The organism is Nocardioides sp. IC4_145 (genome assembly GCF_011250565.1).
Taxonomy (GTDB): domain Bacteria; phylum Actinomycetota; class Actinomycetes; order Propionibacteriales; family Nocardioidaceae; genus Nocardioides.
In genome coordinates, this window is the sequence record NZ_JAANMS010000015.1 from 16,500 (window position 1) to 30,291 (window position 13,792).

General features: G+C 74.0%; 14 protein-coding genes and 1 pseudogene. 5 read left to right on the forward strand and 10 right to left on the reverse strand.

What is annotated here, in order from left to right; translation table 11 throughout:
• Window positions 1-7 precede the first annotated feature (7 nt).
• Window positions 8-955: pseudogene (locus G6553_RS20660) on the reverse strand (EamA family transporter); the annotation flags it as partial.
• Between G6553_RS20660 and G6553_RS08610 the strand changes: the two are divergent.
• Complete coding sequence (locus G6553_RS08610) at window positions 908-1,795, forward strand: LysR family transcriptional regulator (protein WP_166191080.1); 888 nt, start codon at window positions 908-910, stop codon at window positions 1,793-1,795. The pseudogene G6553_RS20660 and the gene G6553_RS08610 overlap by 48 nt on opposite strands.
• 36 nt (window positions 1,796-1,831) lie before the next feature.
• Here the strand turns inward: G6553_RS08610 and G6553_RS08615 are convergent, their stop codons facing one another.
• The 6 genes from G6553_RS08615 to G6553_RS08640 form a co-directional block, all read right to left on the reverse strand.
• Window positions 1,832-2,803: a tetratricopeptide repeat protein gene (locus G6553_RS08615; protein ID WP_166191082.1), complete on the reverse strand. Its 972-nt coding sequence runs from the start codon at window positions 2,801-2,803 to the stop codon at window positions 1,832-1,834.
• A gap of 10 nt (window positions 2,804-2,813) precedes the next feature.
• The gene (locus G6553_RS08620; protein ID WP_166191084.1) at window positions 2,814-4,031 is read right to left on the reverse strand and encodes an acetyl-CoA hydrolase/transferase C-terminal domain-containing protein; all 1,218 of its coding nucleotides are present in this window, start codon (window positions 4,029-4,031) and stop codon (window positions 2,814-2,816) included.
• Window positions 4,032-4,055: 24 nt separating this feature from the next.
• Window positions 4,056-4,577, reverse strand: a complete 522-nt coding sequence (locus G6553_RS08625; RefSeq protein WP_166191086.1) for a PH domain-containing protein — start codon at window positions 4,575-4,577, stop codon at window positions 4,056-4,058.
• 4 nt (window positions 4,578-4,581) lie between these two features.
• Window positions 4,582-4,743 carry a hypothetical protein gene (locus tag G6553_RS08630; protein ID WP_166191088.1) on the reverse strand — a complete coding sequence of 54 codons (162 nt, stop codon included), beginning with the start codon at window positions 4,741-4,743 and terminating at the stop codon, window positions 4,582-4,584.
• Window positions 4,744-4,869: 126 nt separating this feature from the next.
• On the reverse strand, window positions 4,870-5,853 hold the full coding sequence (gene meaB, locus G6553_RS08635) for a methylmalonyl Co-A mutase-associated GTPase MeaB (RefSeq protein ID WP_166191090.1): 984 nt from the start codon (window positions 5,851-5,853) through the stop codon (window positions 4,870-4,872).
• Window positions 5,853-7,043, reverse strand: coding sequence for an acetyl-CoA C-acetyltransferase (locus G6553_RS08640; RefSeq protein WP_166191092.1), 1,191 nt, complete (start codon window positions 7,041-7,043; stop codon window positions 5,853-5,855). Before G6553_RS08640 ends, meaB begins: the two co-directional genes overlap by 1 nt.
• A gap of 168 nt (window positions 7,044-7,211) precedes the next feature.
• On the opposite strand from G6553_RS08640, the gene mce reads away from it, so the two are divergent.
• The 3 genes from mce to G6553_RS08655 all read left to right on the forward strand — a co-directional run bounded on the left by mce (window position 7,212) and on the right by G6553_RS08655 (window position 10,569).
• On the forward strand, window positions 7,212-7,685 hold the full coding sequence (mce, locus tag G6553_RS08645; RefSeq protein ID WP_166191094.1) for a methylmalonyl-CoA epimerase: 474 nt from the start codon (window positions 7,212-7,214) through the stop codon (window positions 7,683-7,685).
• Between the two features lie 111 nt (window positions 7,686-7,796).
• Complete coding sequence (gene ccrA / locus G6553_RS08650) at window positions 7,797-9,137, forward strand: crotonyl-CoA carboxylase/reductase (RefSeq protein WP_166191096.1); 1,341 nt, start codon at window positions 7,797-7,799, stop codon at window positions 9,135-9,137.
• Between the two features lie 181 nt (window positions 9,138-9,318).
• Window positions 9,319-10,569: a hypothetical protein gene (locus G6553_RS08655; RefSeq protein ID WP_166191098.1), complete on the forward strand. Its 1,251-nt coding sequence runs from the start codon at window positions 9,319-9,321 to the stop codon at window positions 10,567-10,569.
• Window positions 10,570-10,608: 39 nt separating this feature from the next.
• Here G6553_RS08655 and G6553_RS08660 read toward each other — a convergent pair whose 3' ends face one another.
• Window positions 10,609-11,577: a DMT family transporter gene (locus tag G6553_RS08660; protein ID WP_166191100.1), complete on the reverse strand. Its 969-nt coding sequence runs from the start codon at window positions 11,575-11,577 to the stop codon at window positions 10,609-10,611.
• A gap of 39 nt (window positions 11,578-11,616) precedes the next feature.
• Between G6553_RS08660 and G6553_RS08665 the strand changes: the two genes are divergently transcribed.
• Window positions 11,617-12,156: a CGNR zinc finger domain-containing protein gene (locus G6553_RS08665; RefSeq protein WP_166191102.1), complete on the forward strand. Its 540-nt coding sequence runs from the start codon at window positions 11,617-11,619 to the stop codon at window positions 12,154-12,156.
• A gap of 4 nt (window positions 12,157-12,160) precedes the next feature.
• Here G6553_RS08665 and G6553_RS08670 read toward each other — a convergent pair whose 3' ends face one another.
• Window positions 12,161-12,940, reverse strand: a complete 780-nt coding sequence (locus G6553_RS08670) for an endo alpha-1,4 polygalactosaminidase (RefSeq protein ID WP_166191104.1) — start codon at window positions 12,938-12,940, stop codon at window positions 12,161-12,163.
• Between the two features lie 10 nt (window positions 12,941-12,950).
• The gene (locus G6553_RS08675) at window positions 12,951-13,709 is read right to left on the reverse strand and encodes a hypothetical protein (RefSeq protein WP_166191106.1); all 759 of its coding nucleotides are present in this window, start codon (window positions 13,707-13,709) and stop codon (window positions 12,951-12,953) included.
• Between the last annotated feature and the right edge of the window lie 83 nt (window positions 13,710-13,792).

Consider the following 13,792-nt stretch of genomic DNA (forward strand, 5'->3'; position numbering starts at 1 on the left):
CGACCAGCACGCCGGCCACGAGCAGCGCGCCCCCGGCCGCCTCGCCGGGGCTCGGCACCTGGTCCAGCAGCAGCCACGCCGACGCGGTGGCGACGACCGGCGCGAGCAGCACCCACGGCACGACGGCGGCCGAGGGGTTGCGGCCGAGCAGCCCGTTGAACAGGCCGTAGCCGACCAGCGAGGCGAGCCCGGCGGTGTAGAGGCTCGAGACAGCCGCCTCCCACCCGAACGCCGCGAGCCCGTCCGCCACGGCGGCGGGGCCGTCGACCAGCAGCGAGAGAGCGAGCAGCGGCACCGGGACCACGACCGCCGACCAGACGGTCAGGGCGAGGCCGCCCGGCGCGCCCGAGGCGCGCGAGACGACGTTGCCGATGCCCCAGGACAGGGCGCCGAGCAGGCACAGCGCGAGCGCGACGAGGGGTACGTCGCCGCCGCGGCCGACCGCGACGACGACCAGCCCGAGCGTGCCGACCAGCACCCCGGCGACCTGTGCCGTCGTGGGCCGCTCCCGCAGGACCCCGGCCGCGATGACGATCGTGAACACGACCTGCGCCTGGAGCACGAGCGCGGCGAGCCCGGGCGGCAGACCGGCGGCCATCGCGACGTACAGGAAGCCGAACTGGCCCAGCGACATGGTCGCCCCCACCGCGGCCAGCGTGCGCCACGGCACCGCGGGGCGGCGCACGAGCAGGATCGCCGGCACCAGCACGAGCACGAAGCGCACGGCGCAGAACAGCAGCGGCGGCACCTCGCCCATGCCCCAGTCGATGACGACGAAGTTGAAGCCCCAGATCGCAGCCACGAGGGCGGCGAGCAGCGAGTCGCGGCGGTTCACGTGCCCAGCGTGGCGGTGCCGATCGTGAAGCACCAGCGTCGATTGGTGCACGTATCCATGTACCGTCGCTTCATGATCGACCTGACCGCCTTGACGTCCCTGCGCGCGGTCGCGGCCCACGGCTCGGTCGTCGCCGCGGCCGAGGCGCTCGGCTTCACCCCGAGCGCCGTCTCCCAGCAGGTGAAGCGGCTCGAGCGGCAGACGGGGGTGCCGCTGCTCGAGCGCGTCGGTCGCGGCGTGGTGCTGTCCCGCCACGGCCGCCACCTCGTCGACGGCGGCGGCCGCCTGCTCGCCGGTCTCGAGCAGCTCGAGGCCGAGCTGCACCGCGAGGCCGGCGCGGTCGCCGGGCGGCTGCGGATGACGGCGTTCTCCACCGCCGTCCGCGGCCTGGTCGCGCCGCGGTTGCGGCTGCTCATCGACGCCCACCCGGACCTCGTGGTCACGCTCCACGAGTGCGAGCCGTGGGACTCGATCGACCTGGTCGCCTCGGGCCAGGCCGACATCGGCGTGGTGCACCGGTGGGGCGACGTACCGCTGGCGGTGCCGGACCACCTGGCGTCCACCTCGGTCGCGCAGGACGTCGCCGACGTCGTCGTGCACCGCGACCACCCCCTGGCCCGCGGCGAGGTCGTGACGCCGCGCGACCTGCTCGACGAGGAGTGGGTCGCGACGCCGGAGGGCACGATCTGCCGCCAGTGGCTGCACCGGATGTACGACGGCACCGGCCGGCTGCCGCGGATCGCCCACCAGTCGATGGAGTTCGACTCCCACCTCGCGCTGGCCCGCGCCCGGCTGGGTATCGCGCTCGTGCCCCGGCTCGGGCGGCAGCCGCTCGGTCCCGACCTCGTCGCCGTTCCCGTCACCGACCCGGTGCCCACCCGCGACGTCGTCGCGCTGCACCGCCGCAGTATGACCGACTCCCCCGCCGTCACGGCCGTCCTCGCCGCGCTCGGCGACTGAGTCGGGCGGGTCAGGTGTCGCGAGGCCCGCGGCCGGTCAGAACAGCGCGGAGGCGAGCGCCTGACGGCCCCTGATGACCCGGGGGTCGTCGTTGCCGACGGCGGCGAAGAGGCCGAGGAGGTGCTCGCGGGCGGCGTTCCGCTCGTCGCCGGAGGTACGGCGGACCAGCTCGACGAGGCGGGCGAAGGCGTCCTCGACGTGGCCGCCGAGCAGGTCGAGGTCGGCGACCATCGTCTGGGCCTCGACGTCGTCGGGGTTGGCGGCGCCGGCGGCTCGCGCCTCGTTGAGGTCGACGCCCTGGGTCCGCTGCAGCACCTTCGCCATGGCGAGCCCGGCGGCGGCCTCGGCGTCGGCGGGGTTGGCGTCGACGAGCTTCTGGTACTCCGCGACCGCGCGGTCGATGTCACCCTCGCCGAGCGCGTCCTGGGCGGCGGCGTACCGCGGGTCGACCTGCGGCTCGTCGTCCTCACCGGCCGGCGCGGTGGCCTGCAGCGGCTGGTGCCGCCCGGTCATCCCCTGCGCGGTCAGCTGCTGCATGACCTGGTTGAGCGCGGTGCGCAGCTCGTCGATGGGAAGCGCGTCCTGCAGCAGCGGCGCGGGCCGGCCGTCGAGCACGGCCACGACGAGCGGGATCGACGGGATCTGCATCGCCTGCGCGATCTGCGGGGCGGCGTCGATGTCGACGAGGCCGGCGAGGAAGCGGCCCTCGTACTCCCCTGACACGGTCGCCAGGTCGTCGGCCAGCTGGCCGCTCTCCGGCATCCGGGTGCGGCTGTAGAACACCAGCAGCACCGGCGCGGTCATCGAGGCCTCGATGACGGTCTGGAAGTTCTGCTCCGTCACGTCCACGGCGTACGACGACCCGCCGGCCGCGCCCGCTCCGGCGGGCGCGGGGGCACCGCCGGGGCCGGCCGCCCCCGGGCGGGCCGGCGGCGGGGCGGACGGGGCGGGTCGCTTCAACGCCGAGAGGTCGATGGCACCGGGGCGCGAGAACGGCTGCTGCGTCATGGCCGCGATTCTAGAGAGGAGCCGCCAGCCCCAGCTCGACCGCCTCCTCGCGGAGCTCCTCGCGCACGCTCGGGTGCGCGGCGTGCTCGATCAGCCGCCGCGCCTGCTCGCGCTGGTCGTGCCCGAGCACCTCGGCGACGCCCTGCTCGGTGACCACCGCGCTCATCTGGAACGAGGTCACCGGCTCGTCGACGAGCGGCACGATCGTCGAGACGTCGGCCTTCGGGTGCCACGACCGCAGCGCGATCACCGCCTGCCCGCCGGGGCTGTGCAGCGCGCCGACGATGAAGTCGGTCTGCCCGCCGAACCCGGAGTGGATCCGCGCCTTGATCCGCGACGCGTTGGCCTGGCCGAAGAGGTCGACCTGGAGCGCGGTGTTGACGCTGGTCATCGCCGGGTTGCGGGCGATCACACCGGGGTCGTTGGTGGTCTCGGTGCGGGCCATGACGACCCGCTCGTTGCCGTCGACCCAGTCGATGAGCTCCTCGGAACCGAAGAGGAACGACGCGGTGATCGGCACGCTCGTGTCCAGCGCGCCGGCCCGCTCGAGCGCGAGGACGGAGTCGGAGAACATCTCGGTCCAGATCCGCAGCCCGCGCCGGCCGGCCAGGCCGCGCATGGTCGCGTCCGGCACCGCTCCGATGCCGGCCTGCAGGGTGGCGCCGTCGCCGACCCGGTCGGCGACCAGGGCACCGATCCGCGCGGAGTCCTCGTCGATGGGCAGCACCGGCGCGTGCGCGAGCGGCTCGTCGGCCTCCACCATGACGTCGACGACCGACACGTCGAGCTCGGCGTCGCCGGAGGTCCACGGCAGGTGGCGGTTGACCTGCGCGACGACCAGGCCGCCGCGGGCACGTGCCGACTCGATCGCCGCCGGCAGGACGTTCACCTCGGTGCCGAGCGACACCGTGCCCCCGCGCGGCGGCGTCGTGTGCAGCACGACCGCGTCGACGGGCATGACGCCGGCGAACAGGGTCGGCACGAGCGAGAGCCGCGAGGGCACGTAGGACAGCCGGGGGCTGCGCCGCTGCCCGGGTCCCACGAACGACGTCTCGAGGGTGACGCCGTCGCGGTCGGGCAGGCCCGGCTGCCCGTTGAGCGTCCACAGGCGGTACGACGGCAGCACGGCGTCGAGCAGGCGCAGCGTGTGCCACGGGGTGGCGTGGTTGCCGCTGACGACCACGCGAGGGTTCTCGGGCAGGCGGCGGAGGGCGGTGGTGAGGTCCACGCCCCCATCCCAGCAGAGAGCCGGTCAGCCCACGCGCGGGCCGCGCAGCCCGGAGCGCTGGACCACCCGCTGGATGGCGAGGTCGCGCTGCACCGGCCGGCCGACGTACCGGATGTCGCGCAGGCCCTGCTCCTGCGCCGCCGACTCGAAGCAGAAGTGCCCGAAGCCGAAGATCCGCCCGTGCAGCGGCCGCACGACGGTGATGTCGAGGATGCGGTGCAGCGGCATCGTGGCCATCTTGGTCGTCAGCACCCCGTGCAGGCGGAAGACGCGCATGTTGGTGATGACGAACCGGTCGCGGTGCTCGCGCAGCGCGCCCCAGCCGGCGTGCATCGCGAGCCCGATCGCCAGCACCAGCGCGAAGCCGGCCAGGTCGATGTGGATCACCGGCACCCAGGCCAGCACGGCCACGGCGAGCAGCCCCTCGAGGACCGGCACGGTGTAGGCCGCCCAGTGGTGCCGCACCTCGTCGACGATGACCTCGCCCTCCTCGCGCAGGAGGTGGCGGCCGATGTCGGGCCCGCCGAGCGGGCGCGGCTGCTGCACCGGCTCAGAGCTCGCCGACGAAGTCGATCACCGCGTCGAAGAGGTTCCCGGTCCAGGCGACCAGCGTGCTGCCGACCGACCCGCCGGCGTCGGCGAGCCCGCTGGGGTCGGTGAACATCCAGAAGCCGAGGAACACCACGACCAGGACCAGGACCAGCTTCTGCATCTACCCACCTCGGACGACCGGGATCAGGACACGGCTCGACGGGGATCATCCCGGAGCCACGGCTTCCCCGAGGGGAGGCGCGCCGGTCCAGACCTGCCCGGCCGATGCGTCCGCGGCCGGGCGGCCTCAGCCGCCGACCTGCTCCAGCAGCCGGTCCGCCGCGGCCCAGGGGTCGGTGTCGCCGGCCGCGACGGCGGCGGCGAGCTCGTCGAGGCCGGTGTGCCCGGACCCGTCGCCCCCGTCGCTCCAGCCGCCCCAGCTGCGGCGCAACGACGCGAGCGCGATGGCCTCGACCTCCGCCCGCGCCCGACGCGTACGCCGTGCCCGGAGCTCGCCGGTCTGCTGCAGCCAGGCGTGGTGCCGGTCGACCTCGGCGACCAGCTCGGCAAGGCCGTCGCCGGCCTGCGCGACGGTCTTGACGATCGGCGGCTCCCAGCCGTCGTCGGGGCGGTCGGCGAGCGCGATCATCGAGCGGAGGTCGCGCCGCACCTGGTCGGCCCCGTCGCGGTCGGCCTTGTTGACGACGTAGACGTCCCCGACCTCGAGGATGCCGGCCTTGGCGGCCTGGATGCCGTCGCCCATGCCGGGCGCGAGCAGCACCAGCGTGGTGTCGGCCAGGCCGGCCACCTCGACCTCGCTCTGCCCGACACCGACGGTCTCCACGACCACCACGTCGCAGCCGGCGGCGTCGAGCACGCGCACGGCCTGCGGGGTCGACCAGGCGAGGCCGCCGAGGTGGCCGCGGGAGGCCATCGAGCGGATGTAGACGTCCTTGTCGCCGGCGTGGTCCTGCATGCGGATGCGGTCGCCGAGGAGGGCGCCGCCGGAGAAGGGCGACGAGGGGTCGACCGCGAGGACCCCGACCCGCTTGCCGGCGGCGCGCAGCTCGCGCACGAGGGCGTTGGTGGTCGTGGACTTCCCGACGCCGGGGGCGCCGGTCAGGCCGAGGACCTGGGCGCGCCCGGTGTGCGGGGCGAGGGCCGCGGTGACCTCGCGCAGCAGCGGCGACTCGTCCTCGACCAGCGAGATCAGCCGGGCGACGGCCCGGGCCTCGCCGGCGCGTGCGCGCTCGACGAGGCCCGGGACGTCCGCCTGGTGGCGAGGAGGCACTACTTCTTCGGGACCCGCACGATCAGGGCGTCGCCCTGGCCGCCGCCGCCGCACAGGGCGGCCGCGCCGACGCCGCCACCGCGGCGCTGGAGCTCCAGCGCGAGGTGGAGCACGACGCGGGTGCCCGACATGCCGACCGGGTGGCCGAGCGCGATCGCGCCGCCGTTGACGTTGACCTTGGCGTTGTCGATGCCCAGCTCGCGCGCCGAGGAGATGCCGACCGCGGCGAACGCCTCGTTGAACTCCACGAGGTCGAGCTCGGTCGGGTCGATGCCCTCCTTCTCGCAGGCCTTCGCGGTCGCGGCGGCCGGCTGCAGCTGCAGCGTCGAGTCGGGGCCGGCCACCTGGCCGTGCGCGCCGACCTCGGCCAGCCACTCCAGGCCGAGCTCCTCGGCCTTGGTCTTGCTCATCACGACCACCGCGGCGGCGCCGTCGGAGATCTGCGAGGACGAGCCCGCGGTGATGGTGCCGGTCTTCGAGAACGCCGCGCGCAGCTTGCCCAGCGACTCGGCCGTGGTCTCGCCGCGCACGCCCTCGTCGGTGCTGATGACGACCGGGTCGCCCTTGCGCTGCGGGATGGAGACCGGGACGACCTCGGCGTCGAAGACGCCGTTCTTCCACGCGGTGGCCGCCTTGTGGTGCGACTGCGCGGCGTACTCGTCCTGCTCCTCGCGGGTCAGGTTGGCGCTCGCGGCGTTGCACTCCTCGGTGAGCAGGCCCATCGCCTGGGAGGTGAACTGGTCGAAGAGCGCGTCGTAGGCCATCGAGTCGACGAGCTTCACGTCGCCGAACTTGATGCCCTCGCGGGACTTCGGCAGGAAGTGCGGCGCGTTGGTCATCGACTCCATGCCACCGGCCACGATGACCTCGGCCTCGCCGGCGCGGATCATCTGGTCGGCCAGCGCGATGGCGTTGAGGCCCGACAGGCAGACCTTGTTGATCGTGATCGACGGGACGTTCATCGGGATGCCGCCCTTGACCGCCGCGAGGCGGGCGGGGTTCTGGCCCGCACCGGCCAGGATGACCTGGCCCATGACGACGTAGTCGACCTGCTCGCCGGAGACACCGGCCTTCTCCAGCGCGCCCTTGATGGCGTGACCACCGAGGTCGGAGGCCGAGAGGTCCTTGAGGCCCCCGGACAGACGGCCGATCGGGGTGCGCGCCCCCGCGACGATGACGGTTCCGGACATGGTGCTCCTCCAGCGGTGGGAACGGCGGGGCGTCACGTGGCGCGGCGCCCGTTTCGGCGGACCTTACCCACGCGTAGGAGTGCCCGGAAGACCGTCTCGGACGGGGCCCCGTGAGGCACTCGTCACAAGGGGTCGCGGCCCCCGCGGGCCTCCGCGACCATGACGGGCATGACCGACTCCACTCCCTCGACCGGCGCCCCGCTCGAGATCCCCGGGCACCTGTTCACCGCGATTGACCACGTCGGCATCGCCGTCCGCGACCTCGACGAGGCCATCGCCTTCTACGAGACGACCTTCGGCATGCGCCTGGCCCACCAGGAGACCAACGAGGAGCAGGGGGTCCGGGAGGCGATGATGGCCGTCGGCGACTCCGGCTCCCACATCCAGCTGCTCGCCCCGCTGGACGAGAGCTCGACGATCGCGAAGTTCCTCGAGCGCTCGGGCCCCGGCGTCCAGCAGATGGCGTACCGCGTCACCGACGTCGAAGCGGTCAGCGCGGTCCTGCGCGAGCGCGGCGTGCGCCTGCTGTACGACGCCCCGCGACGCGGCACCTCGGACTCGCGGATCAACTTCATCCACCCCAAGGACGCCGGCGGCGTGCTCGTGGAGCTGGTCGAGCCGGCGGCCGACGCCGCGCACTGACCGGCCCGTGGTTGAGACCTCGCTCACCAACCCCTGTTCCAGCGAGGTTACCCGTGGGTATCTTCCCACCACCCGTCCGCACCGCCCGCCTTCCCTGAGGAGACCGCACCCGTGCAGAACATCCTGGACGCCATCCTCGCCGGCGATACCGCCAGCGAGGACTTCGCGAACCTGCCGCTGCCCGAGTCCTACCGCGCCGCCACGGTCCACAAGGACGAGGTGGACATGTTCGAGGGTCTCGCCTCGCGCGACAAGGACCCCCGCACGTCTCTGCACGTCGAGGAGGTCGCGCTCCCCGAGCTCGGCCCCGGCGAGGCGCTCGTCGCCGTGATGGCCTCGGCCATCAACTACAACACCGTGTGGACCTCGATCTTCGAGCCGGTCTCCACCTTCGGCTTCCTCGAGCGCTACGGCCGGCTCTCGGAGCTCACCAAGCGCCACGACCTGCCCTACCACGTCGTCGGCTCCGACCTGGCCGGCGTCGTGCTCAAGACCGGCCCGGGCGTGACCAAGTGGAAGCCCGGCGCCGAGGTCGTGGCCCACTGCCTCTCGGTCGAGCTGGAGGACCCCGCCGGCCACGACGACACGATGATGGACCCCCAGCAGCGCATCTGGGGCTTCGAGACCAACTTCGGCGGCCTGGCCCACATCGCGCTGGTCAAGTCCAACCAGCTGCTGGACAAGCCCGACCACCTCACCTGGGAGGAGGCCGCCTCCCCCGGCCTGGTCAACGCCACCGCCTACCGGCAGCTGGTCTCCAAGAACGCCGGGCAGATGAAGCAGGGCGACAACGTGCTGATCTGGGGCGCCTCCGGCGGCCTGGGCGGCTTCGCGACCCAGTACGCCCTCAACGGCGGCGCCAACCCGATCTGCGTGGTCTCCAACGAGGAGAAGGCGAAGATCGTGCGCTCCATGGGCGCCGAGATGGTCATCAACCGCTCCGAGGAGAACTGGAAGTTCTGGAACGACGAGGGCACCCAGCAGAACCCCAAGGAGTGGCAGCGCCTGGGCAAGCGGATCCGCGAGCTCACCGGCGGTGAGGACATCGACATCGTCTTCGAGCACCCCGGCCGCGAGACCTTCGGCGCCAGCGTCTACGTCACCCGCAAGGGCGGCACCATCACCACCTGCGCCTCGACCACCGGCTACCTGCACGAGTACGACAACCGCTACCTGTGGATGAACCTCAAGCGCATCGTGTCCAGCCACTTCGCCAACTACCGCGAGGCCTACGAGGCCAACCGCCTCATCGCCCAGGGCAAGATCCACCCCACCCTGTCCAAGACCTACACCCTCGACGAGGTCGGCCAGGCCGCCCTCGACGTGCACCACAACAAGCACCAGGGCAAGGTCGGCGTCCTCTGCCTCGCCCCCGAGGAGGGCCTCGGCGTCCGCGACACCGAGAAGCGCGCCAAGCACGAGGCCGCCATCAACCGCTTCCGCGGAGTCTGACCTCCCGCTGGACCCGGACGACGCCCCGCCGACCACCCGGTCGGCGGGGCGTCGTGCGTCTCCGACCGCGGGTTGCGGACGGTGCCGCGACGCGCCCTCAACCCAGGTGAGAACTCTCAGGGAGATCGTGGAAGATGGGGGTCCGGCCGTCACCACCGCGAACGACCAGAGGATGTAGCTGATGAGCGACCAGGGTCTGTCCATCTTCAACAACGACCCGGAGCGCGAGCCCGCAGACGTCGAGCCGACCGACGACGAGGCGACCCAGGTCCTGCCCACCGTGCCCCCGCCGGGCGACGCGGCCCGGCGCACGGCTGCCCAGCCGCCCGCCCAGCCCGCGGCCCAGCGCGCCGAGCCGACGCCCCAGCGCACGCAGCAGCGCCCGGCCGTGGCCCGCCCCGCGGCCGGCCGGCCCGCGGTCCCGCCGCCGGCCACCGCCGCACCCGACTTCCCGGTGGTCCGCCGCGGCGGCTACGACCGCGACGCCGTCGACCAGCGCTTCCGCGGCCTGCTCGCCGACCACGCCGCGCTGACGTCGCGCGTGGCGGAGGCCGAACGGCGTACGACCGACCTCGAGCAGCAGCTCGCCGCGGCCCGCGAGGAGCTGCGCGAGTACGAGCAGCCGTCGTACGCCGGTCTGGGCGGCCGCGCGTCGGCGATGCTGCGGCTGGCCGAGGAGGAGGCCGACGAGATCCGCGCGATCGCGAGCCGCGACGCAGCGGAGATCCTCGAGCAGGCGAACCGCGACGCCAAGGCGATCCGGGCCGACGCGGCCCGCGAGGCCGAGGACATGCGGATGGTGCAGCTCAAGGAGCTCGACGAGATGCGCAGCCGCTCGGTCGCCGACGCCGAGCAGGAGCGCTCGCTGGCCCGGGGCGAGGCCGAGGACCTGCTGGCCTCGGCCCGCCGGGAGGCCGACCAGCTCCGGCTCGCCGCCCAGCAGGAGACCACCGAGATGCGCACCTCGGCCCAGCGCGAGGTCGAGCAGGCCCGCGCCGCCGCCGACCGCGAGGTCCAGGAGGCCCGCCGCGCGCTGGCGGTGGAGAAGGAGCGGCTGGCCCGCGAGGCCACCGACCACCACAACAGCGCCACCGCCGAGACGCGCCGGCTGGTCGAGGAGGCGGAGTCGCGCGCCGCGGCCGCCGAGGAGCGGGCCCGCGCCGCCACCAAGCAGGCCGCCGAGCACCGGGCGACCGCGCAGTCGGAGTCCGAGGCGCTGCTCGCCCGGGTCCGGCGCGAGGCCGAGCAGATCGTGGCCTCCGCGCGCACCCAGGCCGAGTCGATCACCTCGACCGGCCAGGCCGAGGCCGAGCGGGAGGCCGCCGCGGTGCGCGCGGAGCTGGACCGGCTCACCAAGCGCCGCGACGCGATCGTCGCCCAGCTGGCCTCGTTGCGCGACGTGGTCGCCGGGTTCGCCGAGGACCAGGCCTGACCTCGTCCCGGCGGCCCGGGCTGCGGCGGGCGGGCTGACTCAGGCCGGTGTGGGCTCGACCCGGGCCGTCTGCCGCTCGCCCAGCTTCACGCCGACGACGCCGGCCAGCACGAGCAGCCCGCCGACCAGCTGGATCGTGCGCGGCAGCTCGTCGAGCAGCAGCCAGGCGAAGACGACCCCGGCGACCACCTCGAGCAGCGCCACGAACGACGCCAGCCGGGAGCCGAGGCGCCGGCCGGCCGCGATCCCGGTGCAGTAGGCGACGGCCGCGGTGACGAGGCCAAGCACGACCAGCGGCACCCACCAGGTGACCTCGCGGTCGGCGTACGACACGACCGCCGTGCTGGCCCGCATCGGCAGCACGCCGACCAACCCGAGCACGCCGAGCGCCGTCGAGCCGACGACGAGCCCGCCCGCGGCGAGCGCCAGCGGCGGCAGTCCGGTCGAGGTGTCGGCCGAGATGATGAAGTACGACGCCGCGCCGACCATCGCGGCCAGCGACCACGCGACGCCCACCGGACTCAGGTCGGCGCCCGAGAGCAGGTCGAGGACGAGCACCAGGCCAAGGGCGGCGAGCCCGGCGCCGGCCAGGGTGATCGGGCCGGGGCGCTGCCCGTGCCGGAGCCAGAGCCACACGACCACGGCGGCCGGCGCGGTGTACTCGATCAGCAGGGCAGGGCCGACCTGCATGTGCTGGACCGCGGAGAAGTAGCAGAACTGCGCGCCGGCGACCGCGAGCAGGCCGTAGAGGACGACCAGGCCGGCGTTGCGCCGCAGCACGTCCCACCGCCCGTCGAGCGCCCACAGGCCCAGCGGCAGCACGACGACCGCGGCCAGACCGACCCGCACGAGCACGGTCGCGCCGGCCGACCAGCCCGCGTCGAGCAGCCCGCTCGCCAGTGCCCCGGAGAGACCGAAGCTGAGCGCCGAGGCCAGTGCGAACGCGAGCCCGGTCGCCGTCCGCGGACCCGCGACGACCACCGGGGCGTCATCAGCCATCGTGCTCATGGATCATGACACTAAGCAGCTGGCTGGTAATCTGTCAACGTGGTCTTCGCCCATGACACCGAGCAGTCGCTGGTGGCCGCCGTGACGCTGGCCAACACCGCCGAGCCGCCCGACACCCTGGAGACGGTGGCGGACCTCGACGCCTTCTACGAGCGGTTCGAGTTCACCGGCCGGCGCGACCGCACGCGCGCCGAGCTCGACGAGGTGCGGGCGCTGCGGCCGGTGCTGCGCAGCCTGCTCACCGCCGACCGCGACACCGCCGCCGACCTGGTCAACACGATGCTGGCCGAGGCGCGCGCGCTCCCCCAGCTGGTGCGCCACGACCGCTTCGACTGGCACCTCCACGCCGTCGTCTCCGACGCGCCCCTGCCCACCCGCATCTCCGTCGAGGCCGCGATGGCGATGATCGACGTCATCCGCGCGGACGAGCTCTCGCGGCTGGGCGTCTGCGCCGACGACGACTGCGAGGCGGTCGTGCTCGACCTGTCGCGCAACCGCTCGCGCCGGTTCTGCTCGACCGCCTGCGGCAACCGCAACGCCGTCGCGGCCTACCGCGCCCGCCGGGCCGCCGACGCCTGAGGCATCAGCAGAAGCGGCGCACGCCGGTCGGGCTCACCGCGAGGTCGCGCAGCACGACCGGCAGCCGCTCGCCCCAGTGCCGGCAGGCGCGGCGGAAGTCCCGCTCGCGGTACTCCACCGCGACGACCCGACGGCCGTACGCCGCGGCGTACGCCCCGCACTCGCGGTAGCGCTCGCACTCCTCGGCCACCGCGAAGTCGAAGCCGACCTTCGTGCCGTCGAGGCCCGCGAGGTTCTTCTGACCGGCGGCGAGCCCGGCCTCGTGCGCCTCGGCCACGACGAGCCGCGCGTAGGCGAGCGCCTGGCGTCGCCGGAGCAGGCCGCGGCTGCGGGTGAACGAGTCGAGGTTGTCGTACTCCACCGCCTCGTAGCCGTCCTTCGCGCAGCGGTCGACCCAGCGGCCCACGATGCGCGCGAGCGCCCGGCGCTTGGCCGGGGTGCGCAGGTCGAGCAGCCACTCGCCCCACGCGGCGTCGGTGACCGGCCTGCCGTCCTCGCGGAGCACCAGGTGCCTGCGCTCGCGCCAGAAGCGCCGCTCGTCGGGCTGGGTCTGGAACGCGTTGACGTAGCAGACGTCGTAGCGACCCGCCGGCTCTGCTCGGCGGTCGCGCACGACGATCCCGACGCTCGCGGGCACCGGGCGCACGCCCCCGAGCTGGTAGTCCGCGTGCGTGCCGACCGGCAGCGGCCGGACCTCCGGCGCCGCACCCGTCGCCGGAGCCGCCGGGAGGAGCAGGGCCGCCCCGAGCAGCAGCGCGAGCACCCGCCGGAGCGACCCGGTCACCGAAGCGGTCTCAGAAGTCGAAGCCGTCGAACATGTCGCCGATGCCCTCGCCGATCGAACCGAGGCCCTCCCCCAGGCCCTCGCCGATCTCCCCGAGGGCGTCGAAGCCGCCGAACGCGCCGAACATGAGGCCCATGAACATGAAGTCCATCGCGGCGTAGCTGCCGAAGTAGCCCGCGGCGTAGGGCTGGTAGGCCCGACCGCCCTGCCAGTACGGCACCCGCTGCGAGCCGACCATCACCTGGCGGATGTCGGGCGCCGCACCGACCTTGACCCGCTCGGCGTCGAGCTCGCAGGCCGGTACGTCGCGTCGGGTGCCGCCGGGCGGGGTGTACGGCACGTCCTCGACCGACAGCCCGTGCCGCGGGTCGAAGAAGCACAGCGGGCGGCGCGCCGGGGGCGGCTCGCCGGCCACCCGCGCGCGCACGCACGCCATGGCGTACCGCCCGTCCTCGAGGATCTCGGTGACGTGCTTGATCTCCTCGGGCCGGCTCAGCCGGTCGCCCGCGGTCTTGGCGGCCTCGTAGGAGTCGAGCGCGCGCTGGTAGTCGGCGTTCGCGCCGGCGTCCAGCGGCTGGCCCGCCAGGTCGGCGTCGAGGGACTGCAGCTCGACGCCGAGGGCGGTGATGTCCTCGAACGCCAGCTTCTTGACCGGCTCGAGCTCGGCCTGCTGCCGCTCGAGCTCACGCGCCTGCTTGCGCCGGCTCGAGACCCCGACGGCGACGAGCACCAGCGCGATGAGTGCGAGGATGACCAGCAGCTCTCCCATGGGTCCAGCGTACGGACCCGCGCGAGCGCAGGCGCCGCTCACCGCGGCCCCGCGCCGCCTCCGGACCGGAACTCCTGGGCCTC